This is a genomic window from Pantoea sp. EA-12 (genome assembly GCF_030053355.1).
Taxonomy (GTDB): Bacteria; Pseudomonadota; Gammaproteobacteria; order Enterobacterales; family Enterobacteriaceae; genus Pantoea; species Pantoea vagans_C.
This window is the reverse complement of record NZ_JASGBY010000001.1, coordinates 202744-221731: the sequence shown is the minus strand read 5'-3', so window position 1 is coordinate 221731 and position 18988 is coordinate 202744. Positions and strand designations below refer to the sequence as shown.

The following is an 18988-nucleotide window of genomic DNA, read 5'->3' as shown; positions in this document are numbered from 1 at the left end:
CAATATTACTCGAATATTTCAGGGGTAATAAGCCGATATCAGGATTATTTGTTACTCGGGGTCATGTTTGGTTGGTCTGTCACGTGGTAACCACGAGATGTCCGATGAGTACACAGAGCTCAACCCCTGTTAAACAACTATAATATTGACTGAATTGCTGCCTGGAATGGGCACGCAGATCACGCTGGCTGTTTCTCTTGATCACTATCATCGGTGCTTTTGCAGAAGGATGTCCCATGCGTAGTATTCTGACCTCATTCATTTTTACGTTAAGTTTATGGGTTTTACCCGCCAGTGCAGCCGGCACGCTAAGTGATGGCTGGGAGTGGCTCAAGCAGGACGTTTCACAAACCTGGGAGCAACCGCAATATACCGACCTCTATCTCCCGTTTATTAGTTGGCATGCCCGTTTTGCTTACGACAAAGAGAAAACCGACAACTACAACGAATCACCTTGGGGTGGGGGGCTGGGCGTCTCACGTTACAATGAAGACGGCGACTGGAGTGCGCTCTATGCCATGGCCTTCAAGGATTCACACAACAAATGGCAGCCGATTATTGGATACGGTTGGGAGAAGGGCTGGTATCTCGATCAGGCCCGCGATTTTCGCCTGGGGTTAGGGCTGACGGCGGGCGTTACCGCGCGCGATGACTTTGCCAACTATGTGCCGCTGCCGATTGTTCTGCCACTGTTCTCCGCCGGGTATAAACGCTTAACGGTACAGTTCACCTACATTCCGGGAACCTACAACAACGGCAATGTGCTGTTCTCCTGGTTCCGTTATGGCTTCTGACACCCTCTTCAAATGGTTTAAGCGCCTTATCATCGGTGCTCTGGCGCTGCTGTTAATGTTTTTGCTAATACGTGGCTATCAGTCTGAACAAGGGCCGCCGCTGCATCGCTGGCATACCTGGTCTGCGGATGAAATGACCGCTGATGAAATTGATCGCGCCAGCTTCGCCGATTATCTGGCACGGGAAGATATCATTTTCCGCGATTTGAAAAGCGAAGTGAGCGATACACTCAGCGATGAGGAGAAAACCGCACTTAACCGTTTTAACCCGCACAGCCCGGTGAATCCTGAAGGATTCCAGACCGACTGGAATCGCTCTTTTGTGCTGCAACCCACGGGCACGGTGAAGGGCGCGGTTGTCCTGCTGCACGGCTTAACTGACTCACCCTACAGCGTGCGCTACCTGGCGCAGGCGTATCAGCAACAAGGGTTTATCGCCGTGGTACCGCGACTGCCAGGACACGGCTCAGCACCGGGTTCGTTGACCAAAGTCGACTGGCAAAGCTGGCTGGCCGTGACACGATTAGCAGTGCGTGAAGCCACACGGCTGGCAGGCTCCCAGGTCCCCTTGCATCTGGTGGGCTACTCAAATGGGGGCGCGCTGGCGATGAAATATGCTCTCGACAGCCAGCAGGACAGCCAGTTGCGTAAACCGCAGCAGATTGTGTTGCTGTCACCGATGATTGGCGTCACCGCCTATGCGCGCTTTGCCGGACTGGCCGGTTGGCCCGCAGTGTTCCCGGTGTTTGCCAAGGCGGCGTGGCTGAATATCGTGCCAGAGTATAACCCTTTCAAATACAACTCTTTCCCGGTTCGGGCGGCACGTCAGTCCTGGCTGTTAACTCAAGCGTTACAGGACCAGATTGTGCAACTGTCTCGCACAGGACAATTAAGCCACTTACCCCCCATACTGACATTCCAGTCGGTGCTGGATTCCACTGTCAGCACGCGTGCGGTCGTCAACACGCTCTACCAATATTTGCCTGACAACGGCAGTAAGCTGGTGATTTTTGATATCAATCAGGCGGCCAATTTACGCGCCTTATTCCGACCTGCACTCTACTCGGCGGTCAACACCTTGCTGCCTGCTGCCCCGCGTCACTACACGACCACGGTGATCACCAATGCGTCCGCCACCACCTATGAAACGGTGGCGCGTACTACTGAGGCGGACCAAAGCACCGAGGTCATGCAACCTCTGCATATTGCATGGCCGCAGGATATGTATTCGCTGTCGCACATCGCGGTGCCCTTCCCGTTAACCGATTCGCTGTATGGTCGTGAGCCAACGGAGAAAAACCGCTATGGCATCAGCCTGGGAACCATCTCACTGCGTGGAGAGACCTCCAGCCTGACGGTGGGGCTGGATACGCTGATGCGCAACACTTCTAATCCGTTCTTTGACGTGATGATGGCGCAAATTAATGCCCGCATTGTCTGTAGTCAACAAAGCGATCTGCTGCGCTGCCTCAAAGGGTGATGACTTTCTTGAGCCACGAACTGGCCAGGATCAGTTGCGAGATCAGCACCGAGGCAGCGAAGGTGACGACCAGCAGCGCCAGTTTGGTTGCCAGCGAGTTGATCGGGATCCATGCCGTAATGAGATCAAAGACGGAATAGTGAAGAATGTACACGCCGGTCATGGTTTTGCTGATGGTAGCGAGCACCGTCTCCTTGAACACCACATTGCGCCGGAAGCGCACACGACTGGCGGCCACCACCAGTACCACCACCAGCAAATAGATTTGTGAGCCGGTCAGAAGAAAGGCATTTCGGTCGGCCTTGAACAGCGCAAAGAAAAAATGTTGCTCGTAGAGCCAGGTAAACAGGTAGATGAAGGGCAGCGCAATTGCCGCAGCACGCGTCACATTCCGCCGGTTGAGCCATTCGGCAATGACGGGCTCGCACAATAACTGCCCCGTCAGATAAAACAGCAACCAGGTCCAGATGCGATACTGCGGCTCGAGGCGAAACAGGCTGACATCGGGATACAGCACCGCAAGCAGGTCATAGCCATAAGAGAACAGCAACAGGGTCAGCACCAGAGCGGCAAAGGTGATGCGATGCAGGCTGAGCCAGGCGACCAGCGGGTGGAAGCTGTAAATCACGACAAAAGAAAACACAAACCAGGGCTGAATCAGGTAGCCGCGTTGATAGGGCTCCCACAGGTAATACACCGTCATCCAGAAAAGAAAAACGATCACCACATTCCTGATTTTCGTCAGTTGCCAGCGCAAGTCCTGCTCGGCGCGTGCATCCATGATGCCGGCCACCACAAAAAACAGCGGGGTGGCGATGGTGGAGATAAACGTCAGAAAGGCCAGAATCCAGTGGTAATCATAATCGTAGCGATCCCAGGTGTTATACAGGGTGAAAAAGGTCACCGCCGCCATGCAGCCCATGGTTTTAATGACGTTGAGCCCGGTGACATTCATGGCGAGACGGCGGATGTGGGTCGATGGAAGCAGGCGTAAATCACCGGCAACACCAGCAAGGTGAGCACGGTAGCAAAGCCCAAACCGAACATAATCACCACCGCCATGCTCTGGAAGAACACATCGCGCAGCAGCGGCGCAAGGCCCAGCACCGTGGTAAAGGCGGTCAGCAAAATCGGCCGTAAACGCGAGGTGGCGGCGTAGAGAATGGCTTCGTGTTGCGGTTTCGCCTGTTTCTGCTGCTCAATCTCCTCAACCAGCACAATACCGTTGCGGATTAACATACCGCTGAGGCTGAGTAAACCAATCAGGGCCATAAAGCCAAACGGAATGCCGGTGATTAAAAAGCCTGGCGTCACGCCAATCAGCGCCAGCGGCACTGTCAGCCAAATGGCAACGGCATTTTTCAGTGAGCTGAACATCAGCACCGTGATAACAAACATTACCAGATAGCCGATAGGTAACGTCGTAAATACCCCTTGCTGGGCATCGCTGGAGCTTTCGGCGTCTCCTCCCCACTCAATGCTGTAACCGTGTGGCAGGGGGATCTGATCAATCTGCGGTTTCACCCGCGCCAGAATGTCACCGGAAGTATCGCTGCTCAGCGGGTTAGGATCGGTCTGCACTGTCAGTACGCGACTGCGGTCGCGGCGTAAAATCAGCGGATCTTCCCACTCCAGCTTGAAGTCACTGACCACGTTGCTAAGCGGGATATAGTGCTGCTGGCTCTGACTCCACACCAGCACATTGTTGAGATGGTTCGCATCCTGGCGTTCGCTGGCCGGTGGACGTACGATCACCGGTAACAGATCTGCGCCTTCGCGATAGAGCCCTACGCGACTGCCGGTAAAATTCATCTGCAGGGCGGTATCGATCTCTTGTTTATCCACGCCCAATTCACGGCCCAGCGCGGGGTTAAACTGCGGACGAATCACTTTGCTGCGGTTTTGCCAGTCATTACGCACGCTATCGGTTGCGGGGTCCTGAGACAGAATATCGCCGACCTGACTGGCAATCAGTCTCATGCGGTCCGGATCGGGGCCTTTAATGCGCACCTCAATCGCACTGCCGCCAGAGGGGCCAAACATCACGCGCTTAGTACTGGCATTCACCTGCGGATATTGCCGGGCGATATCCGCATCAATGGTGCGCGCCAGCGCCGCAATTTTTCGCTGATCGTCCATGCGCACCATGATTTGGGCGTAGTTGCTGTACTGGCGCTGCCCGTTATAGGTGAGGATAAAGCGCATGCTGCCCTGGCCGATGGTGGTCACCGTTGACACCACGCCGGGTTGACCGGTGATCGACTTTTCAATATCGCTGGCCATTTGCTCGGTGGACTTAATGTCCGTGCCATACGGCAGCCAGAGATCGACAAAGAAAATCGGCGTGTTAGAGGAGGGGAAGAAGTTTTGTCGTACCGAACCAAAGCCCCAGACAGAGAGCGCCAGCAGCACCGCCATCACAGATAACGTCAGCGTTTTTTGGCTTAACAGCGCTTTCAGTATGCGCTGATACAGTTGATAGAAGCCGCCGTCATACGGCGATTTTTCCGTTTGCGTGCTGCCATCGCTCCCGGCTTTAAACAACCACCATTTGATCAGCACCGGCGTGATGGTGAGGGCGGAGAACCAACTCAACATTAACGAGATCAGCAACACCTGGAACAGCGATTTACAGTATTCACCCGTGGAGTCTTGCGACAGGCCAATCGGTGCGAAGGCCAAAATCGCAATGATGGTGGCCCCTAACAGGGGAAAGGTGGAGCGTCGAATGACAAAGTTCATCGACGAAACCAGCGATGAACCCTGCTGGCGCGCAATCAGTACCCCTTCGACGATCACAATCGCATTATCCACCAGCATGCTAAGGGCGATAATCAGCGCACCCAGCGAAATACGCTGCAACTCAATGCCCCACAGGTACATGATCAACAGCGTACCCAGCACATTCAACGCCAGCGACAGGGCGATAATGATGCCGCTACGTACTCCCATGAAGATCAGCAGCACCCCGACTACAATCGCCAGTGCCATCAGGAAGTTGGTGATAAAGCCATTGACGGAGTGCGCTACTTCGGCGGCCTGGTCGTAGAACATATTGATCTGAATGCCGGCCGGTTTTTCGGCTGACATTTGCTGCATTTTGGCTTCCAGCGCATGCCCGACATCAATCACGTTAACGCCAGGAATGAAGGAGACGCCCATGGTGACTGCGGGTTTTCCGCTGGCGTGATAGATGCTGGTAGGCGACTCGCTGAGTCCACGTGACAGGGTGGCGATATCGCGTAAGCGGGTGGTCGCCGTTGCACCGACCGGGCTGATCAACAGATCGCTTAATTCATCGAGACTTTGAAACTCTCCGGTGGGATGCAGGCGAATCGATTCGGTGCCAGACTTGATCTCCCCGGCGCTGGAAACCACATTCAAGCGGCTTAATGCGCTGGAAAGCTGCGTCAGGGTAATGCCGCGCGCCGCCATTTTCGTCAGCGAGACATCGACATTGATCTGCTGGGGAATCACACCGCCCAGCGTAACTTTACCGACGCCAGGCACCAGCACCAGTTCGCGCCGAAGCTGCTCGGCGTACTGCACCAGCTCAGGATTGCTAAAATTGTCACCGGAAATGGCGAAGAAAAAGCCAAACACATCGCCAAAATCATCATTAACGAACGGGGCTGCCACACCGGGCGGGAAGAAGCGCGCCGCATCCCCCACGCGCCGCCGGAGTTCATCCCAGATTTGTGGCAATTCGTTGGAGTGATAGCGCGAAGCAATGTTCACGGTGATCTGTGACAGACCATTGGAGGAGATGGAACTGACGTTGTCCAGATAGGGCAGCTGCTGAAGGGCATTTTCCAGCGGCAGCGTGACTTCTTCTTCCACCTGTTGTGCGGAAGCGCCGGGGTATTGTGTCACCACCACGGCGGTCTTGATGGTGAACGCGGGATCCTCCAGGCGCCCAATATTCAGCAGGGCAAAAATCCCCCCAACGCCCAGCAGCAAAATCGCCAGCCAGACGCGAATCGGGTTATCTATAAACTGTCGGGAAATATCCATTACAGACCCCGCTCACGCGTCCAGATGCGCACTGCTTGTTGAGCGTGCAATTCATTGACGCCCGCCGCGACCACGCGTTCACCTGCATGTAATCCGGAGGTGATCACCACGCCCTGATCGGTGACCTCACCCACGGAAACTTTACGATCTTCGAGATGGAATTGATCGCCGCTGCCTTGCACCACCCAAACATGGGGTTCATTACGCTGGCTGCTATCCGGGTTAAAGACCGCCTCTACCGGAACAACCAAGGATTCGTGATTTACGTTAGCCGGGAGATTCGCCAGATTGATGGTGACAGTGCCGCTAACGCCACCGACAGCAGGGAAGTCGGCAGGACGCGGCATGGTCAGAATCACCTGCCAGGTCAAGGTATTGCTGCTACTGCTGCCGGTGTGTTCTTTGTATTCAGCCTGAAACTGGCGATCGGGTAGGGTGTTTATCCGCACCACGGGACGGTAAGCCATATTCCGGATGTCGAGAGAGGTAAAAAGGTTTTCCGGTACATTGAACACCACATCGAGCAAGTCAGTGCGTGTCAGGGTGGCAATGGTTTGGCCGGCAGCGACCACCTGATGATTACGCACGTTGACCGTTGCCGCGGTGCCACTGAACGGTGCGGTGAGCGTCATCTGACTTAACTCTTCGCGGGCGATTTGCAGTGCGGCATTGGCGGCATCACGATTAGCGCGCTGCACGTCCATTTCTGCCTGAGAGATGGCCTGACGGCCTGAGAGGGTTTGAAAGCGGGCAAACTGTCGTTGCGCTAAGGTCGCTGCAGTCTGGCGTTCATTCACTCGCTGCTGTGCTTCACGTGACACCAATCTGGCAAGCACCTGACCCTGAGTCACACTACTGCCCTGACGCACTTCCAGCGCATCAATTTGTCCACCGCGCTTGAACGATACGTCAGTGGAGTCACCCGACTCAATACGGGCAGGGAAAATACGCTGTTGAGATTGACCTGAAGCCACCACCTCAATCACTTTCACCATGCGAGGCAGCGGTGCAACTTCCTGTTTTTTTTGATCGCAACCTGTTGTTATTAAAATAACAACGGCAATCAGAGAAAAATAACGCATCACAGAGTTCCTCTTTGCAATAACGATGTAATTTTTTGCGTTATTATTAGCGCCTCATTTATTCGCCCAACATGGAAACCACCGCGTAAGTGAAAAGTCCGACGGCAGAACAGGTGATAATCGCTAACACAACATACAGACTTAGACGGAGCAGACTATAGTCCGGCATCGTTGCCTCCATTAACCTTGATCGCCATCAAACAGCGCCACAGTTATAAACAGAGTGAGAGGTTTATGAGATTGTTTTTGCTATGGATGAGCATAGTCGTAGAGATCAAAGTTTGTAAAGTTTGATAATTGCAATAACTTTTACGATATTTTTGGTTTTTTGTTCTGATTTTGTTTAAGTAAATGGTGTTTTTAGCCTGGTTAACGAAATAAAAACAGGTCTCGCCATGGAGGGTGAAAATGTTAACAATTCACTTTGTTTAGTTTGTTGTAAGTCAAAATAGCTTATTAATCTTTGGGTTAATAATGGCGATTCTTTTTATTTGGTGTTTTTCTTACTGTTTTTGATTGATGGGCGAATAAGTTGAATGGCCCTGTGCTACGTTTATAACGTCTAATTTTCAACTTGATAATATGATTGTATAGATTATTCCCCTGCTCACTTGCTGTGAGTAGCGACTAATTGCATATCTTTCAGTTATAAACGGACCTCATCTCAGGCAATTTGTGGAAATTTGTCTTTGTATTCGACGTGGTTCTGTTAATAACGGGATATCACCGCCTTGATTTCCGAAACAGGATTTGAGGAGAAAGCGATGAAAATGGGTAAATCGGAAAGTGCGTACTATCAACTCTCGGTCGATGAGACGCTCAACAAGACAGAGAGTTCAATTGAGGGTATTAGCAGTGCGGAGGCTGCAGCCCGTTTACAACAATACGGTGAAAATGCGCTGCCGCAGAAACCCGGCAAGCCAGCATGGCTACGTTTTCTCGCCCACTTTAATGATGTCTTGATCTATGTCCTGCTGGCTGCCGCGTTGCTGAAAGCCGTCATGGGGCAATGGGTCGATATGTCCGTGATACTGGGTGTAGCCGTGGTCAATGCGTTGATTGGCCATATCCAGGAAAGTAACGCGGCAAAGTCGCTGCAAAGTATTCGCAATATGCTTTCCAGTGAAACGGTGGTGGTGCGCGCGGGCCAGCATGAAACCGTAGCCACCACGGCACTGGTGCCTGGCGATGTGGTTGTGATCCGCGCCGGTGACCGTATTCCAGCCGATCTGCGCGTTATCGAAGCCCATAATTTGCGGGTGGAGGAAGCGATCCTTACCGGGGAGTCTACGGTTGTAGAGAAAGGCACCGAGGCGTTGACCGGCGATTTGCCTTTAGGCGATCGCACCAACCTGCTGTTTTCCGGTACCACCGTGAGTTCGGGTGGGGGTAAGGGCCTGGTGGTCGCGACCGGGGGTGAAACCGAGTTAGGGCACATCAACCAGATGATGTCCGATATCGAAAAACATCGTACACCTTTGATGGTACAGATGGATAAGCTGGGTAAAGCCATTTTCGTGCTCATCCTGGTCATGATGGCAGCACTGTTCGTCTTTAGTTTACTGTTCCGGGATATGCCAGTTTCTGAACTGATGCTCTCACTGATAAGCCTGGCAGTGGCATCCGTTCCTGAGGGATTACCCGCGATTATCTCTATCATCCTTTCTCTCGGTGTGCAAGTGATGGCGAAGCAGAAGGCGATCATCCGTAAACTGCCGACGGTTGAAACCCTGGGTGCCATGACGGTGGTCTGCTCAGATAAAACCGGCACCCTGACCATGAATGAGATGACGGTCAAAGCGGTGATCACCGCCGATCATATCTATCGGGTTGAGGGTGACAGTTATGAACCGGTAGGGGCGATTCACAAATCAGATGATGCAATCCCGGTTACGGTCACTGAAGACTCCTTGCTGGGGCGCTATCTGCGCACCATCGATCTGTGCAATGACAGCCAACTGATTAAGGATGACAGCGGGTTCTGGAAAATCACCGGCGGCCCGACGGAAGGGGCGTTAAAAGTGCTGGCGGCCAAAGGGCAACTGCCGGTGGTGACCACTGAACTGCGCAGTAAAATTCCGTTTGATTCGCAATACAAATACATGTCGACGCTGTATCGCATCGGTGATGAGGAGCGGATACTGATTACCGGCGCGCCGGATGTCTTGTTCAGGCTGTGTCAGCAACAGCAAACGGAGACGGGCCTGCAGCCGCTGGATCTTCCGTGGTGGGAGGCCAAAATCGAGGAGTATGCGCGGGAAGGTCTGCGCATGGTGGCGGCAGCCTGGAAACCTGCATTACCGGGGCAAACAGAGTTAGATCACGCTGACCTGCAGCAGGGGGTGATTTTGCTGGGCATCGCCGGAATGATGGACCCACCGCGCCCTGAAGCGATCACCGCGATTGGTGACTGCCTGCAAGCCGGTATCCGCGTCAAAATGATCACCGGTGACCACCCGCAAACGGCGATGAGTATTGGTCAGATGCTGGGTATCGGCAATGCTAACAGCGCTATTACAGGGCGTGAGTTAGAAGTGATGGACGATCACCAGTTGAGCGAAGCGGCGCAGACCTACGATATTTTTGCCCGTACCAGCCCCGAGGATAAGTTCCGTCTGGTGCAGGCGCTGCAGAGTAGAAAAGAGGTGGTCGGGATGACCGGGGACGGCGTGAATGATGCGCCAGCGCTGAAACAAGCTGATGTTGGCGTGGCAATGGGGATTAAAGGCACCGAAGTCACCAAAGAAGCCGCCGATATGGTGTTAACCGATGATAACTTTGCCACCATTGCCAGCGCGGTGCGGGAAGGGCGTCGGGTGTACGATAACCTGAAAAAAACCATTCTGTTTATCATGCCCACCAACCTTGCGCAGGGCTTGCTGATCATTATCGCGCTGTTGGCGGGGAATTTAATTCCCCTCACGCCGGTACTGATTCTGTGGATGAACATGGCGACATCCGCCACGCTCTCCTTTGGCCTGGCTTTTGAGGCCGGTGAGAAGAACATCATGCGCCGCCCACCTCGCGATCCTAAGCTGCACGTGATGGATGGTTTTGCGATCTGGCGCGTGATTTTTGTCGGTTCGATGATCGCCATCAGCGCCTTTGTACTGGAAGCCTGGCTACAGCCGCGTGGCTACTCTCCGGAGTTTATCCGTACAGTGTTACTGCAAACTCTGGTGACCGCACAGTGGTTCTATATGCTCAACTGCCGCGTCTCCGATGGCTTCTCGTTGACTAAAGGCTTACTGATGAACAAAGGGATCTGGATCGTCAGTGCGGTGCTGTTAGTGCTGCAACTCCTGATCATTTACGCGCCCTTTATGCAGATGCTGTTTGGCACCACCGGACTGCCGTTCCGCTACTGGGTGATCACCTTCATCATCGGATTTGTGATGTTCCTGATTGTTGAAATCGAGAAGCCGTTAACCCGCAAATTCAGAACCGCGTAAACATCAACAGCACCTGCGCTTGTGGGTGCTGTCCGTTTTCTGCTGGCTTGACACCTGAGCGGGCAGCATCCTAGACTGCCGCTTGTTCCAAGGGGTGCCCGAGTAGCGGGCTGAGATTCTACCCGCTGGCGATCTGTCGCTGGCAACGTAGTGACCCTCCGAACCTGATCCGGCTAATACCGGCGTAGGGATGCGGGACACAGGGCACTTTCACGCCCTGATTCCATCTTTGTGCTTTGTAGCGGACAGAACATCCTCACCAGGCTTTGCCTGATAGAGACCTCGCACAATCACAGTAGGTGGAATCCATGACCGAAGCTGCACTTATCGATGCGCTACTGACCTTTCTGTCTCGTCAGGACACCGGCGATGACGATTTTAACCGTCTGGCACTCGCTATCTTTGCTTATCAGTTTGAGCACAATCCACCTTACCGCCGCTTTGCCATTCAGCGTGGACGTACACCGTTCACGGTAAAACACTGGCGCGCCATCCCCGCTATCCCGATTACGGCCTTTAAAGATCTCACGCTGAGCTGCCATGCCACGGATGACGTGGAGGGGGTGTTTATGACCAGTGGCACCACCGGCACGGTGAAAGGGCGCAGTTATCATCCCACGCTGGATGTATGGAAATGCTCCATGACGCTCAATTTCCGCCAGCGATTTATGGCAGGCCGGGAACGTATCCGCATGGGCATCTTATTCCCCGATAGCAGCGTATTGCCGAACTCCTCACTGGCGCATTACCTGACGCTGGCAAAACAGACTTTTGGCACGCCCGACAGTGCAGTGATGTTGAATGACAGTGGCATTGACTGGGCGCGTTTGTTTGCCGCGCTGGAACAGGCCGAGACCCGCGGCGAGCCCTATGCTCTGCTGGGGGCCAGCTACAGCTTTGTGCATCTAATGGATGAGTTGCAACGTCAGGGCCGCTGTTTTTCCCTGCCCGAGGGCAGCCGGATACTCGACACCGGCGGATTTAAAGGGCAGTCACGCGAGGTTGAAGCGGACGATTTTTACAACGCGCTGACCAAATCCTTGGGCGTGCCGCGTGAGCAGTGCATCAACATGTATGGCATGACTGAACTCAGCAGCCAGTTTTATGACAACGGCAATGTCGAATGCCCGTCTGTAAAATCAGGCCCGCACTGGATCCGTACGCGGGTAGTCAATCCCCTCACGGGTGAGGATGTGCCCGAGGGAGAAATCGGGGTGCTGGTGCATCACGATCTTGCCCATTTCAATTCTGTGTCGGCCTTACTGACCGAAGACGCGGGCGTCGCCGTAGCAGGTGGTTTCCAGTTACTGGGAAGGGTGACTGGCGCGGATGCAAAAGGGTGCTCACTGGCGATGGCCGAATTTCTCGCAGCCACGCAAGGTGCCCTGTGAAAGAGAGCGCGGGTTACCTGCCGAGCGGCTTCACATCGTCTGAGGTGCAGTGGCATACGCTGAGCTTCACCCATCATGGTAAACAGCTGGATGTCGCCGTGCCGGATCTCAATGCGGCGCAAATCGAGAAGTTGAGCGGCCATATCCGCCGCCATGCGCGTGACTATCTGAGCACGCTTAGTGTGACCAGGATTGTCGCCATCGTGGATGAAGCGATTTCGCGTCTGCTGGACCGCAACCATCCACTGCGTAGCAAAGCGGAAGCGTTACTGCCCATCGTCACCGGTTTTGATGCCGAGATGATTCGCACCGGACTGACTGGCTATCTCAAAACCTTTCGCCAGCCACAGTTGAAACGGTTCCTGGCAGAAGACTTTACCGACCCGCACATACTGGATGATTTCCAGCCGCGCCCCAACGGTGGCTTTGCGCGCGCGTTTGGACCTGAATTATTGCTGCATATCTGGGCAGGCAATGTGCCGGGGTTGCCGCTGTGGAGTTTGATTAACGGTTTGCTGGTTAAAGCAGGAACGGTTGGCAAACTGCCCGGCGCAGAACCACTAATGGCGGGATGGCTTGCCCAACTGCTGGCCGACATCGATCCGCAACTGGGTGAGTGTCTGGCGGTGGTGTGGTGGAAGGGCGGCGACAGCACCGCAGAAGCCGCGTGGTTCCAACAGCCCGATGTGGTAGTGGCGTACGGTGGCAATTCGACGCTCAAGGCGATTCAGCAGCAGCTACCTGTCACCACCCGTTTTCTGCCGCACGGTCACAAGATCAGCGTTGGTTTAGTGGCGCGATCGGCGCTGGATGCGCGACAGGGGGCGGAGCTGGCGCGCCGTGCCGCTTTTGACGTGATGCGCTATGACCAGGCCGGATGTTATTCACCGCAAATGCTGTTTGTGGAGCGCGGTGGACGCGTCTCACCGCAGGAGTTTGCTGCTTATCTCGCCCATGAGTTGCAGGTTCTGGCACGTAAATATCCACGGCGCGCACTTTCGCAGGCTGAGGCCCATCACGTCGCCGCCTGGCGCAGCACCGAAGAAATCCGCGCATTGCAGGGCGATCGCACCTTGTATGGCGAAGCAACCGATAGCTGGGCTGTGGTGTGTGTGGATGTATGTGAAGCGCTCTCACCAACGGCGCTTGGGCGAACGTTGAAAGTTGTTGCCGTGGATGACATCGAAGACGCGATTCCACTGATTGCCCGGCAAAAAATCTATTTGCAGACGGCTGCCGTGGCAGCAGAACCGGATGCACTGTTCCGCCTGTCTTCGCGACTGGGGAAAGTGGGCGTAACGCGTATCACCGCCTTTGGTGCAATGACGTCGCCCGCGGCAGGCTGGCACCACGATGGGCGCTTTAGCCTGCTGGATCTTGTCACCATGACCGAAATTGAACATGCAGCGGAACAGGCGGCAGAAAAATTCGCGCCTTACGCTGACTGAGGGTGTTTTTCTACAGGAGGTAATCTATGAAATTTGCTGATCGCACGGTTTTGGTCACGGGCGCGAGCCGAGGCATTGGTGCGGCGATCGCCAAAGCCTTTGCCGCTGAAGGCGCACTGGTGGTAGTGAATTATCTGCACAGTGAGGAGGCCGCAGCCGGAGTGGTGAAAAGCTGTGAAGCCTTGGGCGGTGCGGCTGTGGCGATTCGTGCGGATGTGACGTCACCTGAGCAGGTGGCGGCGATGATGGAGAAAATCCTCAATACCACGGGGCGTCTGGATGCGGTGATCAATAATGCGTTTGCTCCTTATGTGTTTGATACCGACAATCGCCAGCGCTTTTGGGAAACCTCATGGCAGGGCTACCAGAGCCAGTTTGAGGGTGCAGTCGGGGCGGCCTATAACGTCTGCCAGGCCGCATTGCCTTTGATGCGAGCGCGGGCACGCGGCAGCATCGTCAACCTGTCGAGCGATCTGGTTGCCCGTCCTTCAGTGCCGTACCACGACTATGTGACGGCCAAATCCGCCTTGATTGGCTTCAGCCGTTCGCTTGCCGCAGAGTTGGGGCCGCTCGGCATTCGCGTCAACTGTGTCGCACCGGGTTTGGTATATCCGACCGATGCCAGCCGCGCGACGCGGGAAGATGTACGCGATTTTATCACCGCCCAAACCCCATTGCGCCGCATTGCCGAACCGGGTAATGTCGCCGGCCCGGTACTGTTTTTAGCCTCGGACTGGAGCGAGTTTGTCACCGGGCAGACATTGTATGTGGATGGCGGATTGGTGATGGGGTGAGGCTGGTGTAACGCTTGTCAGTGAAACGGCTGACGGTCGCCTTGAAGGGCGACCGTGCACGAACGGACGCGTTTTTCCTGGAATGCGCATTCATGCGCAATTGTATACCTATGCAGATTATTGCTTAACTGAGCGAAAGCAGAGAGTCACTGGCGCCCCTTTAACTCTTCCAGTAACCACGCTTTGCTAATGGGGCCTTGGCTCGCCTTTTGGATCATTGCGCTCTCCGCATAGTTCAGCAACCATTCACCCATTTCTGCCATCCCGGCCTCGTAAGAGCCATGAACTTCGATGAATTTCTCCGACAGGATCAGCAACTCCATGCGTAGCGCGTTGCTGCGCGTCATAAATTCCATATAGCCTTCGCGGTCGGTTTCATAATCGGGGATTTTGGAAAGCACGTTTGCATCCTCTGCACGCCATCTAGAGCCTCAGTGTAAACCGCAAGGGGCCTTGTGTGCAGAATAATTATGCGTATTGAATGAATATCTGATCCTGACCTTTATGGGCGGCTGACAACAACGCACCGGTATCCAGAGCAGGCTATCTTTGTTCGTGAAGAGGTTTTGGCATCAATCCAGATTTTCTGCAGTCACAATGCGCAGTTCCACGCGTCCGTCTTGATACAGGTCGGGAATAAACCCCTGTTCAAGATAGCGAATGAGCAGATCGGTCGCCAGCACAGCATGTTGGCGTGCATTCTGATCTAAAGTGTAGGAGAGGGCGCCAGTTTGCAAAAGCCGCCGGGTCACATCATACAGTTCGTGAGTGATATAACAGCAGCGCCCGGTTAACTGATGCTGATGCAATACAGCACTGATATCGCTGTTATTATCGCCTGAGTTATATAATCCCACGACATTATCGGATTGATGTAATGCCTGATTGAGCAGAGCACGTATTTTATGCCGCTCATCTTCACCGGCCAACACTTCGCGTAAACGCAACCAAGGGGCACGTTGTGTTATGGCATCACGGAAGCCGGAAATACGTTGAATATGAGCACTAAAATCAAAACGGCCGCTAACCATGATGACGTCGCCTGCGTTTGGCATCGTTTGGCTCATTAATAAACCAGCGGTGCGCCCCGCCTGATACTGATTTATTCCAACATGACAGAATCGATGCGAATCGGCTAAGTCGGAAACCAGTGAGATCACCGGAATACCTCTCTCCTTGCAGTATGCTAAGGCGTCATGAATAACCGGATAGTCATGACCATAAACAATAATACCGTCACGCAATTCACTGCTTTTTTTTATCTTTTCGGCGAGTTTATCCGGTGGGTTTTCGTTCACCAGAGTACGGAATAATTTAATTTTCCGGTAGCCAAGTCGGTCGGCGATGTTGGCAAACTCATCCGCGAGTTGTTGAAAAAACCAGGTGCCGTTACTGCTGAGGAACACCTCTATTTGCCAGGGGTGCTGGGTATCATCAGGCAATAGACGTTGTAAGCCCGCCTGCCGTGCTGCGCGTAACACCTTGCGCACCGTCTCAGGACGAACACCGCCACGCTCATTCAGCACGCGATCCACTGTGGCAATCCCAACCCCGGCCAGTTCAGCAACCTTTATCAGGGTGAGTTTTTTCATTTTAAGTCAGTGCCCCAGCAGGATGTCTAATATTTAAACCATACTCAGTGCGTTTCGCATCACAGTATGGCGTTTGCGTGTGCCGTATTATGCGTAACTGCTCCTCGCTGGCAAGATGTTAATTGTTGCGAGGCGAAACGATACTCTAGCGCTTCTCAATAAATGGATGATGAAAATAAATGATGGGAAACCATCAATAAAAACCTTTTAAAGCGCAGGGGGAGTCATTACTCTTTGCTGCGTTGTTAAGATTTAATTAATTCCGTGATTTGAATGTAAAAACTTACCTCGTTGTTAATCTAATAAAAGCCCACTGGGCAACGTCCTAATAAATCCATTAATCCTTATTGATATGGCTCAATGCCAGGCACAAATACGTCTGATATTTGGCCCGGTTTGCAATGTGAAAGCAGGGAAAATATGAAACGCAGAGAATTCCTCACCTCCATGACCGCATTGGGCGTGGCTTCCTCGATCCCGACGCTGACTAAGGCTGAAGAGGTCAATGGCGGTCAGCCTTGGGAGCCAGGCAAAGTCCAGACGCCTCCCGCACCGCCCCGTAAAGGTGGTCTCCAATATCTTACCCAGCATGAATTCGACACCGTGGGAGCCATTGCCGAACGTTTTATTCCGGCCGATGAAACCAGCCTCAGTGGTAAAGAGGCCGGCTGTGCCATCTTCATTGATCGTCAACTGGCCGGTGATTACGGCAATGCGGTCGCGATCTATCGTTTGGGTAAGTTTGTCAAAGGTACGCCAGAACAGGGACCGCAATCACCGCTGACGCCTGCGCAACGCTATCGCCTGGGGATTGCCGCACTGGACAACGCTATGCAGCAACACTATGGCAAAGACTTTCTGTCGCTGAGTGGCGAACAGCAGGATCAGGTGCTGACCACCATGGAGAACAATAGCCTCAATCTGGGCGAAGAAGTGGAAACCAAGGTGTTCTTTGAATTGCTGCTACAGAACGTGCGTGAAGGCTTCCTCGCTGACCCGATTTACGGCGGCAACAAAGACATGACCAGTTGGAAAATGATTGGCTTCCCCGGCGCGCGTTACGATTTCCGTGACCTGCTGCCGAAAAAAGGGCAAAAGCTCAACATCATCCCGACCAGCCTGATTGATAACACCCTTTAATTTTTCGCCTTAGCTGAGCAATAAAACATGAATAACGTCCGTCCAAAAGCTGATGTCGCCATTGTCGGCCTGGGTTGGTGCGGCTCTTTGATTGCCGAAGAGCTGACCCGCGCCGGTCTGAATGTCGTTGCCATTGAACGTGGCCCGTGGTTTGAAACCGCCACTGATTTTCCGCCGTCGGTCGATACCGATGAACTGCGCTGGGATACGCGCCGCAGCATGCTGCTGCCACCCGCCGTTGAAACCACCACTTTCCGCAATAACACAACGCAGACCGCTCTGCCTACCCGTGAGTGGAACCTGAATGAACTGGGTTACAACGTAGGAGGTTCCGGTACGCACTGGGCGGGCATGGCATGGCGTTTTACCCCCTTTGATTTTGAGCCTTACACCCAGACAATGAAGCGATACGGCAAGCAGCAGATCGCCAAAGGCGTGATCCTGCAGGACTGGGGGGTGACCTATGACGAGCTGGAGCCTTTCTACGACCGCTTCGAGAAAATCGCGGGTGTGTCGGGCAAGGCAGGTAAGTTAAACGGCGAAACCGTGCCTGGCGGCAACCCGTTTGAGGGAAATCGCAGCAGCGAGTACCCCTTACCCGCGCTGGAAAGCATGCGTCTGACCGATATCTTCGCGGAAGGCGCGAAGAAGATAGGCCTCAATCCCTTTATGGTGCCCGCGGGCCAGGCGTCACGCGCTTATGTTAATCCGCTCGGTGTACGCATGGGTCCTTGCACCTATTGCGGTTACTGCCTCTATTACGGCTGCGGTAACTTCTCCAAATCCAGTCCGAACGCCTGCGTCATCCCGGCGCTGATGCAGCGTGAGAATTTCACCGTATTAACCGATTCTGCCGTGGTCCGTGTGAATAAAGCGGAGGATGGTAAAACCGCGACCGGGGTGACCTATCTCGATAAAAACAAAAAAGAGTGGGTACAGCCTGCAGATATCGTCATCTTGTCTGCATTCCAGATGCAAAACGTACGACTGTTGCTGCTGTCGAAAATTGGTGTGCCTTACAATCCGGTGACCAAAACGGGGGTGGTAGGACGTGCCTACAGCTTCCAGACCGTCTCTGGCGCAGCGATCCACTTTAAAGATGAGAACCTGAACCAGTACATCGGAGCCGGTGCACTCTCATCACAGGTTGATGACTGGAATGGCGATAACTTTGACCATACCGGTCTTGGCTTTATCGGTGGTGCAGGCATTCTGGTGGTTGCGCGCGGGGCGCGCCCGATTGGTAACGCAGATGCACTGCCGCCAGGCTCTCCACGTTGGGGTAAAGACTGGAAGAAGGCCTATACCCACGCTTTCCAGAACACCACTTTTATATTCGGCCAGGGCACCAGCTACTCACACGAAGATTATTACCTCGACCTCGATCCGGAATACAAAGATGACAACGGCAATGCCTTGCTGCGCGTCACCTTTGACTACAACGATAACGACCGCAAATCAGCGAAATTTATCGAAGAGAAAAGCGTCGAGATAGGTAAAGCGATGGGCGCGGAGTTGGTATTAGGCACAAACTCAGCCACCGGCGCGTACTCGCCTTACAACTTTGCCAGCGACCACACCATTGGTGGTGCGGTGATGGGAACCGATCCGAAAACGTCAGTGCTCAACCGCTACCAGCAGTGCTGGGATGCCCACAACGTATTTGTGCTTGGGGCCTCTTCATTCCCCAACAATGCCGGATATAACCCGACCGGCACGATTGGGGCACTGAGCTTGTGGACGGCGAAAGCCATTATTGAGCAATACCTGAAAAATCCAGGTCCGTTGGTAAAGGTGTGAG

At 53.8% G+C, this 18988-nt stretch carries 13 protein-coding genes and 1 riboswitch; of the genes, 8 read left to right on the top strand and 5 right to left on the bottom strand.

Annotated elements, in window-relative coordinates; all coding sequences use genetic code 11:
* Positions 1 to 236 precede the first annotated feature (236 nt).
* Both pagP and QMZ30_RS01025 read left to right on the top strand, forming a co-directional pair.
* A complete protein-coding gene (pagP, locus tag QMZ30_RS01030) occupies positions 237 to 794 on the top strand; it encodes a lipid IV(A) palmitoyltransferase PagP (RefSeq protein ID WP_283225995.1) in 558 nt (185 codons plus the stop codon).
* Positions 784 to 2274 carry an alpha/beta hydrolase gene (locus QMZ30_RS01025; protein ID WP_283225994.1) on the top strand — a complete coding sequence of 497 codons (1491 nt, stop codon included), beginning with the start codon at positions 784 to 786 and terminating at the stop codon, positions 2272 to 2274. The genes pagP and QMZ30_RS01025 overlap by 11 nt, the downstream gene beginning before the upstream one ends.
* Here QMZ30_RS01025 and QMZ30_RS01020 read toward each other — a convergent pair.
* The 3 genes from QMZ30_RS01020 to QMZ30_RS01010 are packed head-to-tail and all read right to left on the bottom strand — an operon-like array spanning position 2264 to position 7373.
* Positions 2264 to 3229 (bottom strand): acyltransferase, encoded by a 966-nt coding sequence (locus tag QMZ30_RS01020; protein ID WP_283225993.1) that lies wholly within the window; start codon positions 3227 to 3229, stop codon positions 2264 to 2266. The genes QMZ30_RS01025 and QMZ30_RS01020 overlap by 11 nt on opposite strands.
* A complete protein-coding gene (locus QMZ30_RS01015; RefSeq protein WP_283225992.1) occupies positions 3226 to 6288 on the bottom strand; it encodes an efflux RND transporter permease subunit in 3063 nt (1020 codons plus the stop codon). The genes QMZ30_RS01020 and QMZ30_RS01015 overlap by 4 nt, the downstream gene beginning before the upstream one ends.
* Positions 6288 to 7373, bottom strand: a complete 1086-nt coding sequence (locus QMZ30_RS01010) for an efflux RND transporter periplasmic adaptor subunit (RefSeq protein ID WP_283225991.1) — start codon at positions 7371 to 7373, stop codon at positions 6288 to 6290. The genes QMZ30_RS01015 and QMZ30_RS01010 overlap by 1 nt, the downstream gene beginning before the upstream one ends.
* A gap of 761 nt (positions 7374 to 8134) precedes the next feature.
* On the opposite strand from QMZ30_RS01010, the gene QMZ30_RS01005 reads away from it, so the two are divergent.
* The 4 genes from QMZ30_RS01005 to QMZ30_RS00990 all read left to right on the top strand — a co-directional run bounded on the left by QMZ30_RS01005 (position 8135) and on the right by QMZ30_RS00990 (position 14455).
* Positions 8135 to 10822: a cation-transporting P-type ATPase gene (locus QMZ30_RS01005; RefSeq protein ID WP_283225990.1), complete on the top strand. Its 2688-nt coding sequence runs from the start codon at positions 8135 to 8137 to the stop codon at positions 10820 to 10822.
* A gap of 80 nt (positions 10823 to 10902) precedes the next feature.
* Positions 10903 to 11030, top strand: a riboswitch (TPP riboswitch).
* Between the two features lie 100 nt (positions 11031 to 11130).
* A complete protein-coding gene (locus QMZ30_RS01000) occupies positions 11131 to 12213 on the top strand; it encodes a LuxE/PaaK family acyltransferase (RefSeq protein ID WP_283225989.1) in 1083 nt (360 codons plus the stop codon).
* On the top strand, positions 12210 to 13661 hold the full coding sequence (locus QMZ30_RS00995) for an acyl-CoA reductase (RefSeq protein WP_283225988.1): 1452 nt from the start codon (positions 12210 to 12212) through the stop codon (positions 13659 to 13661). Before QMZ30_RS01000 ends, QMZ30_RS00995 begins: the two co-directional genes overlap by 4 nt.
* Before the next feature lie 26 nt (positions 13662 to 13687).
* Positions 13688 to 14455: a 3-oxoacyl-ACP reductase gene (locus QMZ30_RS00990; protein ID WP_283225987.1), complete on the top strand. Its 768-nt coding sequence runs from the start codon at positions 13688 to 13690 to the stop codon at positions 14453 to 14455.
* Between the two features lie 146 nt (positions 14456 to 14601).
* On the opposite strand, the gene QMZ30_RS00985 is transcribed toward QMZ30_RS00990, so the two are convergent.
* Positions 14602 to 14856: a hypothetical protein gene (locus QMZ30_RS00985; RefSeq protein WP_283225986.1), complete on the bottom strand. Its 255-nt coding sequence runs from the start codon at positions 14854 to 14856 to the stop codon at positions 14602 to 14604.
* Positions 14857 to 15027: 171 nt separating this feature from the next.
* Positions 15028 to 16047: a LacI family DNA-binding transcriptional regulator gene (locus tag QMZ30_RS00980; protein WP_283225985.1), complete on the bottom strand. Its 1020-nt coding sequence runs from the start codon at positions 16045 to 16047 to the stop codon at positions 15028 to 15030.
* Positions 16048 to 16467: 420 nt separating this feature from the next.
* Between QMZ30_RS00980 and QMZ30_RS00975 the strand changes: the two genes are divergently transcribed.
* Entirely contained in the window at positions 16468 to 17187 is a 720-nt protein-coding gene (locus QMZ30_RS00975; protein ID WP_283225984.1) for a gluconate 2-dehydrogenase subunit 3 family protein, read from the top strand.
* Positions 17188 to 17214: 27 nt separating this feature from the next.
* Positions 17215 to 18987, top strand: a complete 1773-nt coding sequence (locus QMZ30_RS00970) for a GMC family oxidoreductase (RefSeq protein ID WP_283225983.1) — start codon at positions 17215 to 17217, stop codon at positions 18985 to 18987.
* Position 18988: the final 1 nt, after the last annotated feature.

What these genes read in the sequence shown, in the direction of transcription:
- pagP (WP_283225995.1), top strand. Translation starts at nt 237, where the DNA reads ATGCGTAGTATTCTGACCTCATTCATTTTTACGTTAAGTTTATGGGTT.
- QMZ30_RS01025 (WP_283225994.1), top strand. Translation starts at nt 784, where the DNA reads ATGGCTTCTGACACCCTCTTCAAATGGTTTAAGCGCCTTATCATCGGT.
- QMZ30_RS01020 (WP_283225993.1), bottom strand. Translation starts at nt 3,229, where the DNA reads ATGAATGTCACCGGGCTCAACGTCATTAAAACCATGGGCTGCATGGCG.
- QMZ30_RS01015 (WP_283225992.1), bottom strand. Translation starts at nt 6,288, where the DNA reads ATGGATATTTCCCGACAGTTTATAGATAACCCGATTCGCGTCTGGCTG.
- QMZ30_RS01005 (WP_283225990.1), top strand. Translation starts at nt 8,135, where the DNA reads ATGAAAATGGGTAAATCGGAAAGTGCGTACTATCAACTCTCGGTCGAT.
- QMZ30_RS01000 (WP_283225989.1), top strand. Translation starts at nt 11,131, where the DNA reads ATGACCGAAGCTGCACTTATCGATGCGCTACTGACCTTTCTGTCTCGT.
- QMZ30_RS00990 (WP_283225987.1), top strand. Translation starts at nt 13,688, where the DNA reads ATGAAATTTGCTGATCGCACGGTTTTGGTCACGGGCGCGAGCCGAGGC.
- QMZ30_RS00980 (WP_283225985.1), bottom strand. Translation starts at nt 16,047, where the DNA reads ATGAAAAAACTCACCCTGATAAAGGTTGCTGAACTGGCCGGGGTTGGG.
- QMZ30_RS00975 (WP_283225984.1), top strand. Translation starts at nt 16,468, where the DNA reads ATGAAACGCAGAGAATTCCTCACCTCCATGACCGCATTGGGCGTGGCT.
- QMZ30_RS00970 (WP_283225983.1), top strand. Translation starts at nt 17,215, where the DNA reads ATGAATAACGTCCGTCCAAAAGCTGATGTCGCCATTGTCGGCCTGGGT.